The 19,805-nt window shown below is 69.8% G+C and carries 20 protein-coding genes; 13 read left to right on the forward strand and 7 right to left on the reverse strand.

What is annotated here, in order from left to right; all coding sequences use genetic code 11:
- Positions 1-4: 4 nt before the first annotated feature.
- Positions 5-1,258: a lipoprotein-releasing ABC transporter permease subunit gene (locus LZ009_RS04105; protein WP_275696594.1), complete on the forward strand. Its 1,254-nt coding sequence runs from the start codon at positions 5-7 to the stop codon at positions 1,256-1,258.
- Positions 1,251-1,949: a lipoprotein-releasing ABC transporter ATP-binding protein LolD gene (gene lolD / locus LZ009_RS04110; protein WP_275696595.1), complete on the forward strand. Its 699-nt coding sequence runs from the start codon at positions 1,251-1,253 to the stop codon at positions 1,947-1,949. Before LZ009_RS04105 ends, lolD begins: the two co-directional genes overlap by 8 nt.
- A 111-nt stretch (positions 1,950-2,060) precedes the next feature.
- Here the strand turns inward: lolD and LZ009_RS04115 are convergent, their stop codons facing one another.
- From LZ009_RS04115 to LZ009_RS04130, 4 genes are read right to left on the reverse strand one after another with little or no spacing between them, the layout of a single operon-like run.
- Positions 2,061-3,101 carry a VWA domain-containing protein gene (locus LZ009_RS04115; protein ID WP_275696596.1) on the reverse strand — a complete coding sequence of 347 codons (1,041 nt, stop codon included), beginning with the start codon at positions 3,099-3,101 and terminating at the stop codon, positions 2,061-2,063.
- Positions 3,102-3,130: 29 nt separating this feature from the next.
- Positions 3,131-4,120 carry a DUF58 domain-containing protein gene (locus LZ009_RS04120; protein WP_275696597.1) on the reverse strand — a complete coding sequence of 330 codons (990 nt, stop codon included), beginning with the start codon at positions 4,118-4,120 and terminating at the stop codon, positions 3,131-3,133.
- Positions 4,101-5,108, reverse strand: a complete 1,008-nt coding sequence (locus tag LZ009_RS04125; protein ID WP_275696598.1) for an AAA family ATPase — start codon at positions 5,106-5,108, stop codon at positions 4,101-4,103. Before LZ009_RS04125 ends, LZ009_RS04120 begins: the two co-directional genes overlap by 20 nt.
- A gap of 41 nt (positions 5,109-5,149) precedes the next feature.
- Positions 5,150-6,145 (reverse strand): S1C family serine protease, encoded by a 996-nt coding sequence (locus tag LZ009_RS04130; protein WP_275696599.1) that lies wholly within the window; start codon positions 6,143-6,145, stop codon positions 5,150-5,152.
- Positions 6,146-6,254: 109 nt separating this feature from the next.
- Between LZ009_RS04130 and LZ009_RS04135 the strand changes: the two genes are divergently transcribed.
- The 7 genes from LZ009_RS04135 (at position 6,255) to LZ009_RS04165 (ending at position 14,079) form a co-directional block, all read left to right on the forward strand.
- Complete coding sequence (locus tag LZ009_RS04135; protein ID WP_275696600.1) at positions 6,255-7,082, forward strand: TatD family hydrolase; 828 nt, start codon at positions 6,255-6,257, stop codon at positions 7,080-7,082.
- Positions 7,079-7,831, forward strand: coding sequence for a class I SAM-dependent methyltransferase (locus LZ009_RS04140; RefSeq protein ID WP_275696601.1), 753 nt, complete (start codon positions 7,079-7,081; stop codon positions 7,829-7,831). Before LZ009_RS04135 ends, LZ009_RS04140 begins: the two co-directional genes overlap by 4 nt.
- Positions 7,832-7,870: 39 nt before the next feature.
- Positions 7,871-9,655 carry a type IV pilus assembly ATPase TfpB gene (tfpB, locus tag LZ009_RS04145; RefSeq protein WP_275696602.1) on the forward strand — a complete coding sequence of 595 codons (1,785 nt, stop codon included), beginning with the start codon at positions 7,871-7,873 and terminating at the stop codon, positions 9,653-9,655.
- 133 nt (positions 9,656-9,788) lie between these two features.
- Positions 9,789-10,277: a tripartite tricarboxylate transporter TctB family protein gene (locus tag LZ009_RS04150; protein WP_275696603.1), complete on the forward strand. Its 489-nt coding sequence runs from the start codon at positions 9,789-9,791 to the stop codon at positions 10,275-10,277.
- Positions 10,278-10,292: 15 nt separating this feature from the next.
- A complete protein-coding gene (locus LZ009_RS04155) occupies positions 10,293-11,804 on the forward strand; it encodes a tripartite tricarboxylate transporter permease (protein ID WP_275696604.1) in 1,512 nt (503 codons plus the stop codon).
- Between the two features lie 68 nt (positions 11,805-11,872).
- Entirely contained in the window at positions 11,873-13,168 is a 1,296-nt protein-coding gene (locus LZ009_RS04160; RefSeq protein ID WP_275696605.1) for a DUF3422 family protein, read from the forward strand.
- The gene (locus LZ009_RS04165; RefSeq protein ID WP_275696606.1) at positions 13,165-14,079 is read left to right on the forward strand and encodes a DMT family transporter; all 915 of its coding nucleotides are present in this window, start codon (positions 13,165-13,167) and stop codon (positions 14,077-14,079) included. Before LZ009_RS04160 ends, LZ009_RS04165 begins: the two co-directional genes overlap by 4 nt.
- Here the strand turns inward: LZ009_RS04165 and LZ009_RS04170 are convergent.
- Together LZ009_RS04170 and LZ009_RS04175 are read right to left on the reverse strand one after the other, a co-directional pair.
- Positions 14,076-14,966 (reverse strand): M48 family metalloprotease, encoded by an 891-nt coding sequence (locus tag LZ009_RS04170; protein WP_275696607.1) that lies wholly within the window; start codon positions 14,964-14,966, stop codon positions 14,076-14,078. The genes LZ009_RS04165 and LZ009_RS04170 overlap by 4 nt on opposite strands.
- An 8-nt stretch (positions 14,967-14,974) precedes the next feature.
- Entirely contained in the window at positions 14,975-15,553 is a 579-nt protein-coding gene (locus LZ009_RS04175) for an SH3 domain-containing protein (protein ID WP_275696608.1), read from the reverse strand.
- A gap of 33 nt (positions 15,554-15,586) precedes the next feature.
- On the opposite strand from LZ009_RS04175, the gene LZ009_RS04180 reads away from it, so the two are divergent.
- Together LZ009_RS04180 and LZ009_RS04185 are read left to right on the forward strand one after the other, a co-directional pair.
- Entirely contained in the window at positions 15,587-16,378 is a 792-nt protein-coding gene (locus LZ009_RS04180) for an SDR family oxidoreductase (protein WP_275696609.1), read from the forward strand.
- Between the two features lie 8 nt (positions 16,379-16,386).
- Positions 16,387-17,310, forward strand: coding sequence for a sugar kinase (locus LZ009_RS04185; protein WP_275696610.1), 924 nt, complete (start codon positions 16,387-16,389; stop codon positions 17,308-17,310).
- 28 nt (positions 17,311-17,338) lie between these two features.
- On the opposite strand, the gene LZ009_RS04190 is transcribed toward LZ009_RS04185, so the two are convergent.
- Positions 17,339-18,238, reverse strand: coding sequence for a DMT family transporter (locus LZ009_RS04190; protein ID WP_275696611.1), 900 nt, complete (start codon positions 18,236-18,238; stop codon positions 17,339-17,341).
- Between the two features lie 78 nt (positions 18,239-18,316).
- Here LZ009_RS04190 and LZ009_RS04195 point away from each other — a divergent pair, with 78 nt between their 5' ends.
- Complete coding sequence (locus LZ009_RS04195; protein WP_275696612.1) at positions 18,317-19,300, forward strand: quinone oxidoreductase family protein; 984 nt, start codon at positions 18,317-18,319, stop codon at positions 19,298-19,300.
- A 99-nt stretch (positions 19,301-19,399) separates the two neighbouring features.
- The gene (locus tag LZ009_RS04200) at positions 19,400-19,786 is read left to right on the forward strand and encodes a response regulator (RefSeq protein WP_275696613.1); all 387 of its coding nucleotides are present in this window, start codon (positions 19,400-19,402) and stop codon (positions 19,784-19,786) included.
- Positions 19,787-19,805: the final 19 nt, after the last annotated feature.

The raw sequence follows: 19,805 nt of genomic DNA on the forward strand, positions 1-19,805 counted from the left end.
CCCGATGGCACTTCCTTACGAGTTGGTGCTGGGCTGGCGCTACACGCGCGCCGGCCGCGCCACCCGCCGCAACGGTTTCATTTCCTTCATCTCCGGCGTCTCGATGCTCGGCATCTCGCTGGGCGTGGCCGCGCTCATCATCGTGCTGTCGGTGATGAACGGCTTCCAGAAGGAAGTGCGCGACCGGATGCTCAGCGTCGTCTCGCACATCGAGGTCTTCGGCCCGGGCGGCGGCGTTCTGCCCGATCTCAACAGGACCCTGGGGGAGGTTCGCAAGAACCCCGAGGTGGTCGGCGCGGCGCCCTTCGTGGCGGCGCAATCGCTGCTGGCGCGCGGCGAGGACATGCGCGGCACCCTGGTGCGCGGCATCGACCCCAAGCTGGAACTGCAGGTCACGGACCTGGCGGCGACCTCGCAGGAGACGCTCAACCAGCTGACCCCGGGCGCCTTCAACATCGTGCTGGGCGTCGAACTGGCGCGGGCCATGGGCGTGCAGAAGGGCGACGCGGTGACGCTGATCGCTCCCGGCGGCGTGGTGACGCCGGCCGGCGTGGTGCCGCGCATCAAGCAGATGACGGTGGCCGGCACCTTCGACTCGGGCCACTTCGAATACGACAGCGGCCTGGTGATGCTGAACATCGAGGACGCGGCGCGCATCTTCCGGCTGGAGGGCCCCACCGGCGTGCGCCTGAAGCTGAAGGACCTGAACCGGGCCCGCGAAGTCGCCGCGCAACTCGGCACCCAGCTCACCGGGGAGTTCCTGGTGCGCGACTGGACCCGCCAGAACCGCACCTGGTTCGCGGCCGTGCAGCTCGAGAAACGCATGATGTTCATCATCCTCACGCTGATCGTCGCGGTGGCGGCCTTCAACCTGGTGAGCACGCTGGTGATGACCGTCACCGACAAGCGCGCCGACATCGCGATCCTGCGCACCCTGGGCGCGAGCCCGGGCAGCATCATGGGCATCTTCGTCGTGCAGGGCGCGGCGGTCGGCGTGATCGGCACGCTGGCCGGACTGCTGCTCGGCCTGGGCATCGCCCTCAACATCGACGTCCTCGTGCCGGCGCTGGAGCACGCGCTGAACGCGAGCTTCCTGCCCAAGGACGTCTACCTGATCAGCCGCATGCCGAGCGACCCGCAGTCCTCGGACGTGATCCCGATCGCCGTGATCTCGCTGGTGCTGGCCTTCGTCGCCACGCTGTATCCGAGCTGGCGCGCCAGCCGCGTCAACCCGGCGGAGGCCCTGCGTTATGAATGAAGTGGATCCGCACAAGGGCGTGGTCCTGGCCTGCCAGGGCCTGACGAAACGCTTCAGCGAAGGCGGGCTCGATGTCGAAGTCCTGAAGGGCGTCGACCTCGAAGTGCATGCCGGCGAGACCTTGGCTATCGTCGGCGCCTCCGGTTCCGGCAAGAGCACGCTGCTGCACCTGCTGGGCGGCCTCGATGCCCCCAGCAGCGGCGCGGTGCAGCTGATGGGGCAGCCGATGGCGGCGCTCGATCCGGCCGCGCAAGGGCGGCTGCGCAATCGTTATCTGGGTTTCGTCTACCAGTTCCACCACCTGCTGCCCGAGTTCAGCGCGCTGGACAACGTCGGCATGCCGCTGCGCATCCGGCGCGAGCCGCTGGAGGAAGTGAGCGCGACGGCGGCGTCGGTGCTGAAGGCGGTGGGCCTGACCGAGCGCATCAAGCACCGGCCATCGGAACTCTCCGGCGGCGAGCGCCAGCGGGTGGCGATCGCGCGGGCGCTGGTGACGCATCCGGCCTGCGTGCTGGCCGACGAGCCGACGGGCAACCTCGATCGCGGCACCGCCGACACGGTGTTCCAGCTGATGCTGCAGCTGGCGCGTGATCGCGGGACGGCGTTCGTGATGGTCACGCACGACGAGCAGCTCGCCGCGAAGTGCGGGCGGACCTTGCGCTTGACGTCGGGGCACCTGACGGGATCGTGAGCCCGGAATGTCATTGCGGGCTTGACCCGCAATCCAGCTCCGGCTGCTGGCATGGCCGCGGGAGATGGATCCCGGGTCAAGCCCGGGACGACATGCCTTCCTTGCGCAACCTCAAAGAATCCGGTTGAACCAGAGCAGCGACAAGCCCGCCGACAGCAGCACCAGCGCCGCCGCCGCCAGCGCGAACAGCGCCGAGACCTCGGTTTCCTTCTTCTCCACCGTCAGCTTGGAGCTGAGCGTCTCGTAGACCTTGCGCAGGTCCTGCGCCGTGCCGGCGTAGAAGTACTCGGCCTGGGTCTTCTGGGCGATGGCCTTGAGCGTCTCCTCGTCCAGCCGCACCCGCATCGACCAGCCCTCGAAGCCGATCGTCTCGCCGTCCACCGTGCCGATGCCCACCGTGTAGACGCGCACGCCGCGCTCGGCGGCCATCTTGGCGGCGTCCAGCGGGTCGACCCCGGTGGTGCGCTGGCCGTCGGTCAGCATGATGATCGCGGCCGAGGTATAGGAGCCCGGCGCCACCGGCGTGAACTCCTTCTTTTCCTTCTTCTCGCCGTCGATGGCGAAGCCGCGCTGGCGGTCGCGGCCGGTCTGCATCTGGTTGAGGTCGATGCCGGCATCCGGGAACAAGGTGGCCAGCGAGATCACGATCGCGTTGCCGGTCGCCGTGGCGCGCTGCAGCTGGAAGCGGTCGATCGCCGTCACCAGGTCTTCACGGTTCACCGTCGGCAGCTGCGCCACCTGGGCCGAGCCGGCAAAGGCGACGATGCCGACCTTGACGTGGCGCGGAAGCTCGCCGATGAAGGCCTTGGCGGCGTTCTGCGCCGCCACCAGCCGGTTCGGCTGCACGTCCGTGGCGCGCATGGAGCCGGACACGTCCATCGCCAGGATGATGGTCTGCTGGTTGGAGGGCAGGGTGACCACCGCCACGGGCCGCGCCGCGGCGAGCAGCAGGGCGGCCATCGCCAGCAGGAACAGGACGGGCGGGATGTGGCGCCGCACCTGCTGCCCCGCGCCCATCGCTTCCTTCACGATGGACAGCGAGGCGTAGCGCACCGCCAGCTTCTTCTTGCGCCGCAGCAGCAGGACGTACACGCCCACCAGCAGCGGCAGGGCCAGCAGCAGCCAGAGGAATTGGGGCCAGAGGAAATTCATGACAGGCCTTGGGTTTCCATATTCTGCTCCTACGCCACCCGGCGCAAGTGCGCGGGCAGGCCGCCCGCGGCCAGCTGGCTGCGGCGCTTGCGCATCTCGACGAAGCGCACGATGGCATCGACCAGGTCGGCGTCCGTGGAGAGTTCGAGGGCGTCGACGCCGGCGGTCACGAGCGCCGCGCGCAGGTCGGATTCGCGCTGGGCGGCGATTCGCGAAAAGCGCTTGCGAAAGCCCGCGTCGTGCGTGTCCACCACGATGCGCTCGCCCGTTTCCGCGTCGCGCAGCGTCAGCAGGCCCAGGTCGGGCAGCTCGAGCTCCAGCGGGTCCATCACGCGCACGGCGACCACCTCGTGGCGCTGGGCCAGCTGGGCCAGGGTCTTCTCCCAGCCGGGCTCGCTGATGAAATCCGAGATGACGAAGACCGTCGAGCGGCGCTTGATCAGGTTGGCGGCAGCGGCCAGCAGTTCGTTCAGGCGGGTCGGGCCGGTTTCCGTGGCCGGTCCGCGGTCCAGCATGCGATGCAGCAGGTGCAGCACGTGGCGGCGGCCGCTGCGCGTGGGGATGGCGGTCTCGACGCCGCTGCCGTACAGCATGGCGCCGACGCGGTTGCCGTGGCGGGTGAGCAGGCGCGCCAGCACGGCGACGAACTCGGCCGAGACGTTGCGCTTGCGCAGTTCACCGGAACCGAAGTCGACCGAGGGACTCAGGTCGACCAGGAACCAGGCCGACATCTCGCGGTCCTCGGTGAACACGCGCACGTGCGGCACCTGCATGCGGGCCGTCACGTTCCAGTCGATGTGGCGCACGTCGTCGTGCAGCTGGTACTCGCGCAGGTCGGCCAGGTCGAGGCCGGCGCCGCGCAAGAGGGTGCGGTAGTCGCCCTGCAGCAGGCCGTCGAGCCGGCGGATGACCTTCCACTCCAGGCGGCGCAGGACGTGCTCGGCCTGGTGCGCAGGCGCCGCCGTCGCCGGGGCGGCGGCGGCCTCGGCGGCCGGCTTCCTACGCAGCCAGTTTCTCATGCTCGAGCGGCTTGGCCGGGGCCAGGATCTTGGCCATGATCTTCTGCACCACCTGGTCGGAGCTCAGGCCTTCGGACAGCGCCTCGTACGAGAGCACCACGCGGTGCCGCAGCACGTCCGGCACCAGGTCGGTCATGTCCTCCGGCAGGGCGTAGCCGCGGCCGCGCAGCATGGCCAGCGCGCGGGCGCCTTCGGTAAGGTTGATGGTGGCGCGCGGGCTGGCGCCGTAGGTGATGTACTTGCCCAGGTCCTTCAGGCCGTGGCGTTCGGGCGTGCGGGTGGCCGACACCAGCTTCACCGCGTACTGCACCAGCGACGGATCGACATAGACCTGGCGGCATTCCTTCTGCAGTTCCGCCAGCTGCTCGGTGGTGGCGACCGGCGTCACGTCCACGGCGGGGCCGGTGACGCGCTGCACGATCACGAACTCTTCCTCGTCCGTGGGGTAGTCGACCAGCACCTTCATCATGAAGCGGTCGACCTGCGCCTCGGGCAGCGGATAGGTGCCTTCGGTCTCGATCGGGTTCTGCGTGGCCATCACCAGGAAGGGGCTGGGCACCTTGTGCGTCTCGCCGGCAATGGTCACCTGGCGCTCCTGCATCACTTCCAGCAGCGCGCTCTGCACCTTGGCCGGCGCGCGGTTGATTTCGTCGGCCAGCAGCAGGTTGGCGAACACCGGGCCCAGCGAGGTGGCGAACTCGCCGGTCTTCTGGTTGTAGATGCGGGTGCCCACCAGGTCGGCCGGCACCAGGTCGGGTGTGAACTGGATGCGCTTGAACTGGCCGCGCATGGTGTTGGCCAGGGTCTTCACCGTCAGCGTCTTGGCCAGGCCGGGCACGCCTTCGACCAGCAGGTGGCCCTGCGCCAGCATGGCGACCATCACGCGTTCCAGGAACCGGTCCTGGCCGACGACCACGCGCTTGACCTCGTAAAGAATCTGCTCCATGAGTTGCGCGGTGGCGCTGTCCGTACGGCTGGATGTGTCCATGGGTCCTGCTGGTTGGAAGGAAGGGGGAAGGCGGCGCGCCGTCAGAACGGCGGCAGCCCGGCGGCGCTGGCGGCGTTTTCGATCGGCACGGCGAAGCCGATGCCGATGAAGGTGCGCGCCGAGGTGGGGTTCAGGATGGCGGTGACGATGCCGACCACTTCGCCGTCCATGGTGACCAGCGGCCCGCCGGAGTTGCCGGGATTGGCGGCCGCGTCGAACTGGATCAGGTTGCGCATTTCCTGCTTGCCCTCGGGCGAGCGGAACACGCGGCCGAGGCCGGACACCACGCCGCCCGAAGCGGAGGGCCCGATGCCGAAGGGGAAGCCCACTGCCAGCACCTTGTCGCCCGGCGCCAGGTCGCTGGTCGAGCGCATGGTGGCGGCGATCATGTCGTCCGGAATCTTGGCGGCCTGCAGCACCGCGAGGTCGTTCTCGGCCTGCACGCCGGTGATGTTGGCGCGCGACTCGAGCCCGTCGTGGAAGATCACCTTGATGTGGTCGGCGCCGGACACCACGTGCAGGTTGGTCAGGATCACGCCCTTGTCGATGATGACCACGCCCGTGCCGACGCCGTTCTCGACCTCGTCGTTGTCGCCCGTCACGTCGGCCTGCGCCGGGCCTAGCGGCTTGGGCTTGGCGGTGCGGGAGGCGAGCTTCTGCTCTTCTTCCCGCAGGCGGCTTTTCTTGATGTAGCTGACCACGCGCACCACGGAGGGGCGGATGCGGTCGTAGGCGCGCGCGTATTCCGACGGCATCACCTGCGTTTCCATGGTCTTCAGGACCGCGGCGTTGATGTCGTCCTGCGTCAGCTTGCGCTGCATGGGCCGCAGCACGAGGGTGGTGGCCAGCGCGGCGGCGAGCAGGAGGATGGCGCCCCAGAGCAGCCAGGGGCTGGAGGCGGCGCCGGCCAGGCGGCGCCGGCGGGCGGCGCGCGGAGCCGCAGCCCCTTCGGTGCCGGCTTCGGCCGCAACGGCTTGCGCAACGGGAGCCTCCGAACGGGCCGGGCGGCTGGAGCTGTAGAGAGCGGGCCTGCGCATCCGTTTTCCTTCAACGAACTGACTGCGGAACCGCAGCGTAACGGTCCCGTTCGTGGCACACGGTATCACGGTTTGCGGGGCTCTGCACGCCTTGCGGCATCATCGGCGCATGGGGTTGTGGATAGATACGCACGTCCACCTGGATGCCGGTGAATTCGCGGCGGACCGGGACGCGGTGCGGCAGCGGGCCGCCGCCGCCGGCGTGGGCCTGTGCGTGATTCCCGCCGTCGCCGCCTCCAACTTCGAGGCCGTGCGCGCGCTGGCGCACGCCCACGGGGATGCCTACGCGCTCGGCATCCACCCGCTTTGCACGGGGGAAGCCCAGGACGAGGACCTCGCGCTGCTCGACCGCGCGCTGGACCAACACCGTGGCGACCCGCGGCTGGTGGCCGTGGGCGAGATCGGCCTGGATTTCTTCGTGCCCGGGCTGGACGCCGCCCGCCAGGAGAAGTTCTACGCCGCGCAGCTCGCGCTGGCGCAGCGCCATGGGCTGCCGGTGCTGCTGCACGTGCGCCGCTCGGCCGACCAGCTCCTGAAACACCTGCGCCGCGTTCCGGTCACGGGCATCGCCCACGCCTTCAACGGCAGCGCCCAGCAGGCGGCGGAATTCGTGCGGCTGGGCTTCCGGCTGGGCTTCGGTGGCACGGTGACCTTCGACCGCGCTTTGCAGATCCGGCGACTGGCCACCGACCTGCCGCTGGAGGCGATCGTGCTGGAAACCGACGCGCCCGACATCCCGCCGCACTGGCTGTACCGGACGGCGCAGGAGCGCGAGGACGGCGCCGGCCAGGGCCGCAACGAGCCGGCCGAACTGCCGGCCATAGGCGCCGCGCTGGCGCAGCTGCGCGGCATCGCCGTGGAAGAACTGGCCGCGGCGACCACGCGCAACGCCTGCGCCGCGCTGCCCCGGCTGGCCGGGATAATCGCGCCCCAGTGAAGAACAAACCCGCCGCCCTGCCTGAAGTCCATTTCTCCGACCACGGAGACACGCGCTACCTGCACCTGGAGACCGAATGGATCCAGGGCTCCATGCGGCTGGACGCGCCCTACGACCTCGACCTGGAATACGTGCAGCGCATGATGGCCTGGCTGCTGTTCGTCGAGCCGGACACGGTCGCGAAGCGGCACGCGATGCAGCTCGGGCTCGGCGCCGCCTCGCTCACCAAGTTCTGCCACAAGAAGCTGCGCATGAAGACCACGGCCATCGAGCTGAACCCGCAGGTCGTGGCGGCCTGCCGCCTGTGGTTCAAGCTGCCCAAGGACGACAGCCGGCTGTCGGTGGTGCTGGGCGATGCGGGCGAGGTGGCCTCGCACGCGCATTGGCGCGGCGAGATCGATGCGCTGCAGGTGGACCTGTACGACCACGAAGCGGCCGCGCCGGTCCTGGACAGCGAGGACTTCTACCGCGACTGCCGCAGCCTGCTGACGGAGGACGGCGGCATGACGGTCAACCTGTTCGGCCGCGCCTCCAGCTACGAGCGCAGCCTGCAGCGCATCCAGGCGGCTTTCGGCGCCGAGGCGGTCTGGGCCTTCAAGCCGACGCGCGAAGGCAACACCGTGGTGCTGGCGCTGCGCGAGCCGCAACAGCCCAAACGCGGTGAGCTCGCCGCCCGCGCCGACGACATCGAAAGCCGCTGGGGGCTGCCGGCCCGCAAGTGGCTGCGGGTGTTCAAGCCGGCGGAGTAAATGCGAAATGCCTGCGCGGTCGTTGAGTAACATCCCGGAATGAGCGCCACGCCCAAGATCTCCGCCCGCACCGAACCGCGCGGCCCGCTGCACTGGCAGCGGATCGTCGAGTGGCTCAGCGAGGACGGCGTGATTTCCGCCGAGGAGGCGCGCCGCACCATTACGCGCTGCTCGCAGGCCGAGAGCGCGCAGCATCCGCTGGTGCGCCTGGCCGCGGTGTCCATGACCCGCATGCGCGACGGCAAGCCGCTGGACATCGAGGCGCTGACGCAGTACCTGGCCGGCCGCGCGCAGCTCGACTACCTGCGCATCGACCCGCTGAAAGTCGACGTGGGCAAGGTCTCCGACACCATGAGCGCCGCCTACGCGGAGCGCCACAAGGTGCTGCCGGTGCAGGTGACGTCCAGCGAAGTGGTGGTGGCCACCGCCGAACCCTTCCTGGTCGACTGGGTCGACGAGGTGCAGCGGCAGTCCAAGCGCAGCGTCCGCCGCGTCGTCGCGAATCCGCAGGACATCCATCGCTACACCGCCGAGTTCTTCGCGCTCGCCAAGTCGGTGCGGCAGGCGCAGAAGGCCGGCGGCAACGCCGGCGCCGCCAGCTTCGAGCAGCTGGTGGAGCTGGGCAAGAACACCAAGCAGCTGGACGCCAACGACCAGGGCGTGGTGCAGGTCGTCGACTGGCTGTGGCAGTACGCCTTCGACCAGCGCGCCAGCGACATCCACCTGGAGCCGCGCCGCGAGCAGGGAGTCATCCGGTTCCGGATCGACGGCGTGCTGCACCCGGTGTACCAGCTGCCGCCCACGGTGCTGAACGCGATGATCGCGCGCATCAAGCTGCTCGGGCGCATGGACGTGGTCGAGAAGCGCCGTCCGCTCGACGGGCGCATCAAGACCCGCAATCCGCGCGGCGACGAGGTCGAGATGCGCCTGTCGACGCTGCCCACCGCCTTCGGCGAGAAGATGGTGATGCGGATCTTCGACCCCGACACCGCGGTGAAGGACCTGGACGCGCTCGGCTTCGCGCCGCACGACGCGCAGCGCTGGGAGGCGCTGGTGCAGCGCCCTTACGGCATCGTCCTGGTGACCGGCCCCACCGGGTCCGGCAAGACCACCACGCTGTACTCGACGCTCAAGCGCGTCGCCACCGAGGAGGTCAACGTCAGCACGGTGGAGGACCCGATCGAGATGATCGAGCCGGCCTTCAACCAGACCCAGGTGCAGCCGCAGCTCGACTTCGGCTTCACCGAGGGCCTGCGCGCGCTGATGCGGCAGGACCCCGACATCATCATGGTGGGCGAGATCCGCGACCTGGCCACCGCCGACATGGCGGTGCAGGCGGCACTGACCGGCCACCTCGTGTTCTCCACGCTGCACACCAACGACGCGCCCTCGGCCATCACGCGCCTGATGGAGCTGGGCGTGCCGGCCTACCTGCTCAATGCCACGGTGATCGGCGTGCTGGCGCAGCGCCTGGTGCGCACGCTGTGCAAGCAGTGCCGCGAGCCCGACGGCGACACCGCGCGGGCCGCGCTCGAAGCGGTGGTGAAGCCCTGGAAGATCAGCGGCGACTGGCGGCCGTACCGCCCGGTGGGCTGCGTCGACTGCCGCATGACCGGCTTCCTCGGCCGCATGGGCTTGTACGAGCTGCTGTCGGTGAGCGAGGCCTTCAAGGAGAGGGTCACGCGGGAGCCGAGCCTGGCGGCCCTCAAGAAGCAGGGCATCGCCGACGGCATGCGGCCGCTGCGGCTGGCGGGCGCCCTGCGCGTGGCCGAGGGCCTGACCACGATGGAAGAAGTGCTGGCGGCCACGCCGCCCCTCGACTGACAAAGACATTACTGCCCGCCGGGGAAGTCAGGCTGCGGTGGGGTAACCGGATGTAGGTGGAACCCACATGGGTTCCGGGGGGCTTTGACCCCACAATCCGCCGGTTGCAAATCCGCATCGAGGAGACACTTTCATGAAGATCAAGAGCCAGAAGGATTTCTTCGCTGGCCTCATGTTCATGGTGATGGGCATCGCGTTCGCCTGGGGCGCGACGAGCTACACCATCGGCGAGGGCGCCCGCATGGGCCCCGGCTACTTCCCGCTGATGCTGGGCATCCTGCTGGCCGCCATCGGCCTGTTCGTGGTGTTCGAAGCCCTGGTGGTGGAAACCGAGGACGGCGAGAAGATCGGCAAGGCGGCCTGGAAGCCCCTGTTCTTCATCATCGCTTCCAACCTGGTGTTCGGCGTGCTGCTGGGCGGCCTGCCGAAGTTCGGCATCCCGGCCATGGGCCTGATCGTCGGCATCTACGCGCTGACCTTCGTCGCCGCGCTCGCCGGCGAGGAATTCAAGGTCAAGGAAGTGGCGATCCTCGCCACCGTGCTGGCCATCGGCAGCTACCTGGCTTTCATCGTGCTGCTGAAGCTTCAGTTCCCGGTGTGGCCCAGCTTCATCACCGGTTGAGAGGGATAGGACACCATGGATCTCGTTAGCAACCTCGCACTCGGTTTCGGCGTCGCGTTCACGCCGATCAACCTGCTCTACGCATTCATCGGCTGCCTGCTGGGCACGCTGATCGGCGTGCTGCCCGGCATCGGTCCGGTGGCCACCATCGCCATGCTGCTGCCGGCGACCTACGCGCTGCCTCCGGTGTCGGCGCTGATCATGCTGGCCGGCATCTACTACGGCGCCCAGTACGGCGGCTCCACCACCGCCATCCTGGTCAACCTGCCGGGCGAATCGTCCTCGGTGGTGACGGTGATCGACGGCTACCAGATGGCCCGGCAGGGACGCGCGGGCCCGGCGCTCGCCGCGGCCGGCCTCGGCTCGTTCTTCGCGGGCTGCGTCGGCACGCTGATCCTGGCCGCGTTTGCCGCGCCGCTGACCGAAGTCGCCTTCAAGTTCGGCCCCGCCGAATACTTCTCGCTGATGGTGCTGGGCCTGATCGGCGCCGTGGTGCTGGCCTCCGGCTCGCTGGTCAAGGCGATCGGCATGATCGTGCTGGGCCTGCTGCTCGGCCTGGTGGGCACTGACGTCAACTCCGGCGTCGCCCGCTACTCGTTCGACATCCCGGAACTGACCGACGGCATCGGCTTCATCACCATCGCCATGGGCGTGTTCGGCTACGGCGAGATCATCTCCAACCTCGGCATGCACGAGGACGAGCGCGAGGTGTTCACCGCCAAGGTCACCGGCCTGTTCCCGACCAAGGACGACTTCAAGCGCATGATCCCCGCGGTGCTGCGCGGCACGGCCCTGGGTTCCGCGCTGGGCATCCTGCCCGGCGGCGGCGCGCTGCTGTCGGCCTTCGCGGCCTACACGATCGAGAAGAAGACCAAGCTGCAACCGGGCGAAGTCCCGTTCGGCAAGGGCAACATCCGCGGCGTGGCGGCCCCCGAGGCGGCCAACAACGCCGGCGCGCAGACCTCCTTCATCCCGCTGCTGACGCTGGGCATCCCGCCCAACGCGGTGATGGCGCTGATGGTGGGTGCCATGACCATCCACAACATCCAGCCGGGCCCGCAGGTCATGACCAGCAACCCGCAGCTGTTCTGGGGCCTGATCGCCTCGATGTGGATCGGCAACCTGATGCTGGTGGTGCTGAACCTGCCGCTGATCGGCATGTGGATCAAGCTGCTGACCGTGCCCTACCGCTGGCTGTTCCCGTCCATCGTGCTGTTCTGCGCGATCGGCGTGTACTCGACCAACAACAACGTGTTCGACATCTGGATGGTGGCGATCATGGGCGTGGTCGGCTATGCCTTCATCAAGCTCGGTTGCGAACCCGCGCCGCTGCTCCTGGGCTTCATCCTGGGCCCGATGATGGAAGAGAACCTGCGCCGGGCCCTGCTGCTGTCGCGCGGCGACTGGAGCGTGCTGGTCACGCGTCCGCTGTCCGCCGGCCTGCTGGCTGCCGCCCTGCTGCTGGTCATCATCGTGGCGCTGCCCTCGATCAAGGCCAAGCGCGAGGAAGCCTTCGTCGAAGACTGAGGCGGCACCTCGCCAAACAAGAAGGGCGCCCGGCGGGCGCCCTTTTTTTCTTGCGCGAGAATGAACGCATGGCCCTGCCTGCAATGCACCCGCAAAGGGTCGCGCTCCACAACGAGATCCACGCCCGCCCGCCCGAGGCGATGAACGCGCCGCTGGCGCTGTCGCACATCGTGATGCTGGCCGGCGCCGAGGAGCGCGAGGCCAGCCGCGCGCACCTGGCGGCCCTGCTGCGCGACCACCACCTGCCGCAACCGGACGCGCACGGCATCCACCTGCGCATGGATCTGGGTGCCTTCCGGATCCGCTGGGAACTGCACACCGAATTCGTCACCTGGACCTTCTCGCGGCCCATGGCCGCCGATGCGCCGGGCGAGCGCGAACCCGCGACCGCGCTGCCGGCGGTGCCGCAGGACTGGCTGGCGGCCCTGCCGGGCCAGGTGCTGGCGGCGCTGCACCTGTGGGTGCTGCCGCGCGAGAACGGCAACGGCACGGCGGTGCTGCGGCAGGTGTTGAACGAAGACGCGCTGGTCGCTTCGAGCGTCGCCGAGGGCCACGGCGCCGTCTACACCGACTTTGCCTTGCACGGCGACGGCGCCGCGCGCATGGTGCTGCTGGTGGACAAGGGCGACGCGCTCTCCGCGCGCCGTCTCGGGCGGCTCGTGCAGCGGCTGCTGGAGATCGACACCTACCGCATGGCGGCCTTGCTCGGCCTGCCGGCGGCGCGCGAGGCCTCGGCGGAGCTCGGCTGGGCCGAGCGGGAGCTGGCGGAGCTGGCCGAGGCCATCCGCGCCGCCGGCCGCGACGAGGAGCCGCGCCTGCTCGATCGCCTGACCCGGCTGGCCGGCCGCGTCGAGAGCCAGTATGCGGCGACGCATTCGCGTTTCTCCGCCAGCGCCGCCTACTTCGAACTGGTGGACCGGCGCCTCGCCGACATCGGCGAGCAGCGCCTGCCCGGCCTGCAGCGCCTCAGCGAATTCATCGACCGCCGCCTCTCGCCGGCGCGCGCCACCTGCGCGTGGTCGGTGCGGCGGCAGGACGCCCTGTCGCAGCGCGTCTCGCGCATCAGCAACCTGCTGCGCACGCGCGTGGAGATCGAGCAGCAGAAAAGCAGCCAGGCGCTGCTGGCCACCATGAACCGCCGGCAGGGCCTGCAGCTCAAGCTGCAGGCAACGGTCGAAGGCCTGTCGGTCGCGGCCATCACCTATTACATCGTCGGCCTGGTGAGCTACGTCGCCAAGGGTGCGCACGCGCTCGGCTGGCCCTTCAGCGCGGAAGCCACGGCCGCCGTCGCGATCCCCATCGTCGCCGCGGGCGTGTGGCTCTCCATGCGCAGGATGCACGTGCGGCTGCTGGGGAAGCATTGAGCGCCGCGGCCGACGGGCAGGGCGAGCGTGCCCTGCCGGGACTGGTGCTGGCCTTTGCCGGCGCCATCGCCTTCAGCGGCAAGGCGATCATCGTCAAGCTCGCCTACCGCTACGGCGTGGACGCGGTCACGCTGATCATGCTGCGCATGGCCTTCGCGCTGCCGCTGTTCCTGGGCATGGCGTGGTGGGCCGGCCGCGGGCAGCCGGCGCTGGCCGCGCGCGACTGGCTGGGCGTCGCGGGCCTGGGCTTCAGCGGCTACTACCTCTCCAGCTTCCTCGACTTCGTCGGGCTGCAGTACATCACCGCGGCGCTGGAGCGGTTGATCATGTACCTCACGCCCACGCTGGTGCTCGTACTCGGCTCGCTGCTGTACCGGCGGCAGTGGCGCCGCGCGCAGGTCGCAGGCATGGCGATCAGCTACGTGGGCGTGCTGATCGTGTTCGGGCAGGAGCTGAAGCTCGAAGGCAGCAACGTGCCGCTGGGCGCGCTGCTGGTGTTCGCGAGCACAGTCAGCTACGCGCTGTACCTGGTGTTCAGCGGCGAGTTCGTGAAACGCATCGGCTCCTTGCGGCTGGTGGGCCTGGCCACCAGCGTCGCGTGCGCCTGTTGCATCGCGCAGTTCTTGCTGCTGCGGCCGTGGGCCGCCGCGTTCGCGGTGGCGCCGCAAGTCGTCGGCTTGTCGGTGCTCAATGCCACCTTGTGCACCGCGGTGCCGGTGCTGCTGGTGATGATGGCGATCGAGCGCATCGGCCCGGCCGCCACCTCGCAGGCCGGGATGGTGGGGCCGCTGTCGACGATCTTCCTCGGCGTCTGGCTGCTGGGCGAGCCGTTCACCGCCTGGCTGGCGGCGGGGACGCTGCTGGTGCTGGCGGGGATCTTCGTCTTCTCGCGGCCCGCGCGCAGCTCCTAGCGCAGGCGCTGCGCGATCGGCACCGACGGCTTGCCGCTGAACGCATCGAGGCGCGAGCCCATCGCCCCTTCCAGCTGTTCCAGCCGCTGCTGCGCCGGCGGATGCGTGGACAGCGTCAGCGCGAACAGCGGATCGTCGGCGCGCGCCGTGCGCACCTGCTGCAGCACCGAGGGCAGGCCATAGGGATCGAAGCCGGCGCGCGCGGCCAGGGCGACGCCTTCGCGATCGGCCTCGAATTCATCGGCCTGGTCCAGGCCGCGCGCGTACACCTTGCGCCCGAGCGCCAGCAGCTGCGCCGACAGCGCGTTGGCGGCGGCACCGCGCACCTGGGAAGCGATGACCTGCGTGGCGATCCCGGCGCGCGCCCCGGCGGCCAGCGCCTGCAGGTGATGCCGCCGGTTCACGTGGGTGATCTCGTGCGCGAGGATGCCGGCCAGCTCCGCCTCGTCGGCGCGGTCCACCAGGCCCTTGGTGACGAAGACGTAGCCGCCCGGCGCGGCGAAGGCGTTGAAGCCCGCATCGTCCAGCACCGCGAAGTTCCAGGGCAGGTGGGGGCGGCTGCCCTGCAGGCTGATCCAGCGGCCCAGGCGGTTCACGTAGCGTTGCAGCGCCACGTCCTGGTGCAGCGGCTTGCTGCCCACCAGCAGCGCGGCGAGCTCGCGGCCGATCTCCAGTTCGCGCGCTTCGTCGATCCGGTCGGGCTCGCCCAGCAGCTTGAGCAGCTCGCTTGCGGCAGGCGCTGGCGCCGACGCTGCCGAAGGCACGGGCAATGTGTTCAGCAGGTTGGGATTGATGGGCCGCAGCAGCCCGCCGAGCGCCTTGCCGGCGTCCTGCGCGCCCGCTGCGCCGCATGCGGCCAGCAGCGCGGAGACTGCGATGAGTTGCAAGCGGAGCTTCATGGCAGTTGCTCCCGCGCCGCTTCGCCGGCGCGCGCCGCCGCCGGCGCCGGCAGCGGCTCGACCGCCACGGCGCGCCAGGGTGCGCGGCCCGCGAAGGTGCGCGCATCGCTTTCGCTGGCGCGCCAGCCGGCCATGCGCTGCACGCCCGCCGGATCGGGGTGGGCATTGGCCAGGTCCTCCGCCTCGAGGCCGCGGATGCCGGCCGTGGTCCCCGTCTGGCGCGGCGTTCCGCTGTCGAACAGGCCGGTCACGCCGCGCAGCGCGCCCGACACGAAGCCGCCGCCGCTGCTGCCGTTGCTGCCGCCGCTGGCCGTGGCCGGCCCGAGGTCGAACAGGTGCACCCAGCCGGTCGCTCCTTGCGCGCTGCGCACCTGGACCCAGGGACCTTGCCGCCCATCGAGCCGCGTCACGGGCGACTGCTGCGGCAGGCTGGCGACGCTGGCGCCGCCGTCGCCGGGGCTCGCGCGCAACTCGAGCGCGCGGCGCGTGAGCACCGCCTCGTCGGCGCGCGCGGCCGCCGCGAGCAGCAGGAGGGCGGCCAGGCCGCAACGAAGGTGCGAGTGCGTGCGTATCATCAGTGTTTCTTCTTCAATGACCGGCAGGATTCTATGGACTTGGGTCTCTCGGGCAAATGGGCGCTGGTGTGCGGCGCCAGCAAAGGTTTGGGTTTCGGCTGTGCGCAAGCGCTTTCGCGTGAAGGAGTTCACGTCGTGATCGTCGCGCGCACCGCGGAGGCGCTGGAAGCGGCGGCCGCGAAACTGCGCGCCGATGCGCCCGCCGGCACGCAGGTGCAAGCCATCGCAACCGACATCACCACCGCCGACGGCCGCGCGAAGGTGTTCGGGTTCCGCAAGGACTACGACATCGTCGTGACGAATGCGGGCGGGCCGCCGCCGGGCGACTTCCGTGATTGGGACCGCGAAGCCTGGCTGAAGGCGGTGGACGGCAACATGCTGACGCCGATCGAGCTGATCAAGGCCACCGTCGACGGCATGGCGGCGCGCGGCTTCGGGCGCATCGTGAACATCACGTCCAGCGCGGTGAAGTCGCCGATCGACATCCTCGGCCTTTCGAACGGCGCGCGCAGCGGCCTGACGGGGTTCGTGGCCGGCGTCGCGCGCAGCAGCAAGCTCGCAGGCGCCAACGTGACCATCAACAACCTGCTGCCCGGCGCGTTCGACACCGACCGGCTCAAGGCCACGATGGAGGGCGGCGCCAAGAAGGCCGGCAAGCCCGTCGAGGAAGTGCGCAATGCCCGCATGAAGACGATCCCCTCGCAGCGCTTCGGCAACGCCGACGAATTCGGCGCGACCTGCGCCTTCCTCTGCAGCGTGCATGCCGGCTACATCACCGGCCAGAACGTGCTGATCGACGGCGGCGCCTACCCCGGCACCTACTGAGTCGCGGCATGGGCGCGGAGATCCTCGCCCTCGGCGAGCCGATGGTGGAGTTCAACCAGACCGGCGCGGGCGAGGGGCGGCTGTACCTGCAAGGCTTCGGTGGCGACACCTCCAACGCGGCCATCGCCGCGGCGCGGCAGGGCGCGCGCGTGGGCTACCTGTCCGCTGTCGGCGATGACCGCTACGGCCGCATGCTGCGCGAGCTGTGGCGGCGCGAAGGCGTGGACGATGCCGACGTGCGCACCGATGCCGAAGCCTTCACGGCCGTGTATTTCGTGGAGCACGACGCGCAAGGGCATCACTTCAGCTTCCTGCGGCGCGGTTCGGCCGCCAGCCGCATGCGCCCGCAGGACTTGCCGCAGGAGCGCATCGCGCGCGCAGCGTTCCTCCACCTGTCCGGCATTTCGGCGGCGATTTCGGAAAGTGCGTGCGACACCTGCTTTGCCGCCATCGCCACTGCGCGTGCAGCGGGCGTTCCGGTTTCCTTCGACACGAACCTGCGGCTGAAGCTCTGGCCGATCGACCGCGCTCGGGCCGTGATGCGCGAATTGATCGCGCAAAGCGACCTGTGCCTGCCCAGCCTGGACGACATCAGCGCGATCAGCGGCCTGCAGGAGCCGGATGCACTGGTCGACTACTGCCGCGGACTCGGCGCGCGCCAGGTGGTGCTCAAGCTCGGCGCCGACGGCGCGCTGGTGGATGACGGCCGGCGCCGCGTACGGATCGACTCGCATCCGTGCAAGCCGGTCGACGCGACGGGCGCCGGCGACACCTTCGGTGGCTCGCTGCTGGCGCGGCTGGTGGCAGGGGACACGCTGCAGGATGCGGCGCGCTATGCCGCCGTGGCGGCGGCGCTGTCGACGCAGGGCTTTGGCGCGGTGGATCCGATTCCGCGGGCCGAGCAGGTGCGCGCGGCATTAACGCGGGGGTGATGCTGCGTTCGCTGCGCGAACCCAGCCTTCAGCGCCGCGACGACACCACGATCCCCGCCACGATCAAGGCAAACGCCAGCGCGTGGTACAGCCTTGGCGGCTCGCCGAGGAAGGCTGCCGAGAACAGCGCCGCAAACAAGGGCGTGAGGTTGGAGAAGAACGCCGCGACGTTGGGCCCCGCCCGCTGCACGCCCAGTCCCCAGCTGCGATAAGCGAGGATCGCCGGCCCGAGCGCGATGTACGCCAGCGCTGCCGCGAGCGGCCAGCCCCAGACGATCGCCTGCGTCCCCAGCGCCGTTTCGGTGGCGGCGAAGAGGCCCGACCACAGCAGCCCCGGCACCAGCTGCGCCATCAGGAAGGCCGCCCAGTCGCCGCGGATCTCGGGCGGGTCGCCGGGCCGTGTCAGCAGCCAGCTGTAGAGGGCCCAGGCCGCGGTGGCCACGATCATGTAGAGGTCGCCGGCGACGAAGCGCACCTGCGCCAGGTGCGCGAACTCGCCTTGCGACAGCACCACCAGCACGCCCGCGATCGACAGCAGCGCGCCCAGCACCTGCCGCCGCGTGATGCGCTGGCCGAAGAAGAGGGCGCCCAGTCCCAGCATGAAGGCCGGCAGGCTGGAGCCGACCAGGGTCACGTTGATCGGTGTCGAGGTCTTCACCGCGAGGTACTGCAAGGCGTTGTAGCAGCCCACGCCCAGCAGCCCCAGCACGGCGAAGCGGCCGAAGCGCGGCCACAGCGGGCCGTCGGCGCGCAGCAGGCGCCAGGCAAACGGAAGCAGCAGGACGAAGGCCAGCGCCCAGCGCAGGAAGTTCAGCGTGAGCGGCGGCACCAGCGGCGCGGCCAGCCGGCCGACGACGGCGTTGCCGGCCCACAGCAGCGGCGCCAGGGTGAGGAGGAAGGCGGTGGAGGCGGTGAGTCGCAATTGCATGGGCAGCGCGGCACTGTAGCCGACGGGGCTGACGGTTTCATGGCAGGATGCGCGGCGAACACTTGACAGGAGTCCGGCATGAGCAAGGCAGTGCAGATCCGCCAGAACGGCGGCCCCGAGGAAATGGAACTGGTGGACGTCGAAGTCGGGCAGCCCGGCCCCGGCCAGGTCCGCATCCGCCACAAGGCCATCGGCCTCAACTTCATCGACGTCTACCAGCGCACCGGCCTGTACAAGCTGCCGATGCCCCTGACCCTCGGCATGGAAGGTTCCGGCATCGTCGAGGCGGTGGGCGAGGGCGTGACGCACCTGAAGGCCGGCGACCGCGCCGCCTATGCCAGCAATCCGCCCGGCTCGTACAGCGAGGTGCGCGTGATGCCCGCCACCTGCGTCTGCAAGCTGCCCGACGCCATCAGCTTCGAAACCGGCGCGGCGATGATGCTCAAGGGCCTGACGGCCCAGTACCTGCTCAAGCGCACGCTGCCGCAGGGCGGCCTGAAGGCGGGCGACCACGTCCTGTTCCATGCGGCCGCCGGGGGCGTCGGCCTGATCGCCGTGCAATGGGCCAAGGCCCTGGGGCTGCAATTGATCGGCACCGCCGGCTCGGACGAGAAGTGCGCGCTCGCCAAGTCGCTGGGCGCGGCCCACGTGATCAACTACAGCAAGGAAGACTTCGCCGCGCGGGTGAAGGAGATCACCGGCGGCAAGGGCGTGAAGGTGGTGTACGACTCGGTCGGCAATGACACCTGGGACAAGTCGCTCGACTGCCTGCAGCCCTTCGGCCTGATGGCGAGCTTCGGGAATGCGTCCGGCCCGGTGCCGCCCTTCGCGCCCGGGATCCTGGGCGCCAAGGGCTCGCTGTACGTCACGCGCCAGACCCTGTTCACCCACATCTCCACCCGCGAGACCACGCAGCAGATGGCCGACGACCTGTTCGAGGCCGTCACCAGCGGCAAGGTGCAGATCCGCATCGACCAGACCTTCCCGCTGGTCCAGGTGCGCGAGGCCCACAAGGCGCTCGAAGCGCGCAAGACCACCGGCTGCACGATCCTGACGCTCTGAATTCACGCCGACGCTGCATTCCTACAAGCCCGTAGGCTGGCTGCTTGCAGCCGAACCGCGGGCGGGAGGCTAGATTCGCTCTCCACTGGAGAAAGAAACATGCAGCTGCGCGCCTTCATCGTCGAGGACAGTTCGACGATCCGCGACAACCTGATCGAAACGCTCAAGGACCTGGCCGGCGTGGACCCCGTCGGCATGGCCGAGACCGAGCACGAGGGCAAACGCTGGCTGGCCGCCAACGCCGACTGGGACGTGGCGATCGTGGACCTGTTCCTGCGCCAGGGCAGCGGCATGAACGTGGTCGAGGCGGCGCGCCAGCGCCGGCCCGGCCAGCAGGTGGTGGTGTTGAGCAACCACGCCACGCGCGACGTGCGCTGGCGCTGCGCCCAGCTCGGCGCCGATGCCGTGTTCGACAAGTCCAACGAGATCGAGGCGCTGGTGGAGTACTGCCTGCGCCGCACGACCCCCGAGTCGGCGCCGTCCTGATCCGCGCCCCTTTCGCGTT

Origin of the sequence: Ramlibacter paludis, from assembly GCF_022012305.1 — a bacterium.
GTDB lineage: Bacteria > Pseudomonadota > Gammaproteobacteria > Burkholderiales > Burkholderiaceae_C > Ramlibacter > Ramlibacter paludis.

Excerpts from the sequence above, each read along its gene's own strand:
- LZ009_RS04105 (WP_275696594.1), top strand. The coding sequence starts at position 5 with ATGGCACTTCCTTACGAGTTGGTGCTGGGCTGGCGCTACACGCGCGCC.
- lolD (WP_275696595.1), top strand. The coding sequence starts at position 1,251 with ATGAATGAAGTGGATCCGCACAAGGGCGTGGTCCTGGCCTGCCAGGGC.
- LZ009_RS04115 (WP_275696596.1), bottom strand. The coding sequence starts at position 3,101 with ATGAATTTCCTCTGGCCCCAATTCCTCTGGCTGCTGCTGGCCCTGCCG.
- LZ009_RS04120 (WP_275696597.1), bottom strand. The coding sequence starts at position 4,120 with ATGAGAAACTGGCTGCGTAGGAAGCCGGCCGCCGAGGCCGCCGCCGCC.
- LZ009_RS04125 (WP_275696598.1), bottom strand. The coding sequence starts at position 5,108 with ATGGACACATCCAGCCGTACGGACAGCGCCACCGCGCAACTCATGGAG.
- LZ009_RS04130 (WP_275696599.1), bottom strand. The coding sequence starts at position 6,145 with ATGCGCAGGCCCGCTCTCTACAGCTCCAGCCGCCCGGCCCGTTCGGAG.
- LZ009_RS04135 (WP_275696600.1), top strand. The coding sequence starts at position 6,255 with ATGGGGTTGTGGATAGATACGCACGTCCACCTGGATGCCGGTGAATTC.
- tfpB (WP_275696602.1), top strand. The coding sequence starts at position 7,871 with ATGAGCGCCACGCCCAAGATCTCCGCCCGCACCGAACCGCGCGGCCCG.
- LZ009_RS04150 (WP_275696603.1), top strand. The coding sequence starts at position 9,789 with ATGAAGATCAAGAGCCAGAAGGATTTCTTCGCTGGCCTCATGTTCATG.
- LZ009_RS04155 (WP_275696604.1), top strand. The coding sequence starts at position 10,293 with ATGGATCTCGTTAGCAACCTCGCACTCGGTTTCGGCGTCGCGTTCACG.
- LZ009_RS04160 (WP_275696605.1), top strand. The coding sequence starts at position 11,873 with ATGGCCCTGCCTGCAATGCACCCGCAAAGGGTCGCGCTCCACAACGAG.
- LZ009_RS04175 (WP_275696608.1), bottom strand. The coding sequence starts at position 15,553 with ATGATACGCACGCACTCGCACCTTCGTTGCGGCCTGGCCGCCCTCCTG.
- LZ009_RS04180 (WP_275696609.1), top strand. The coding sequence starts at position 15,587 with ATGGACTTGGGTCTCTCGGGCAAATGGGCGCTGGTGTGCGGCGCCAGC.
- LZ009_RS04185 (WP_275696610.1), top strand. The coding sequence starts at position 16,387 with ATGGGCGCGGAGATCCTCGCCCTCGGCGAGCCGATGGTGGAGTTCAAC.
- LZ009_RS04190 (WP_275696611.1), bottom strand. The coding sequence starts at position 18,238 with ATGCAATTGCGACTCACCGCCTCCACCGCCTTCCTCCTCACCCTGGCG.
- LZ009_RS04195 (WP_275696612.1), top strand. The coding sequence starts at position 18,317 with ATGAGCAAGGCAGTGCAGATCCGCCAGAACGGCGGCCCCGAGGAAATG.
- LZ009_RS04200 (WP_275696613.1), top strand. The coding sequence starts at position 19,400 with ATGCAGCTGCGCGCCTTCATCGTCGAGGACAGTTCGACGATCCGCGAC.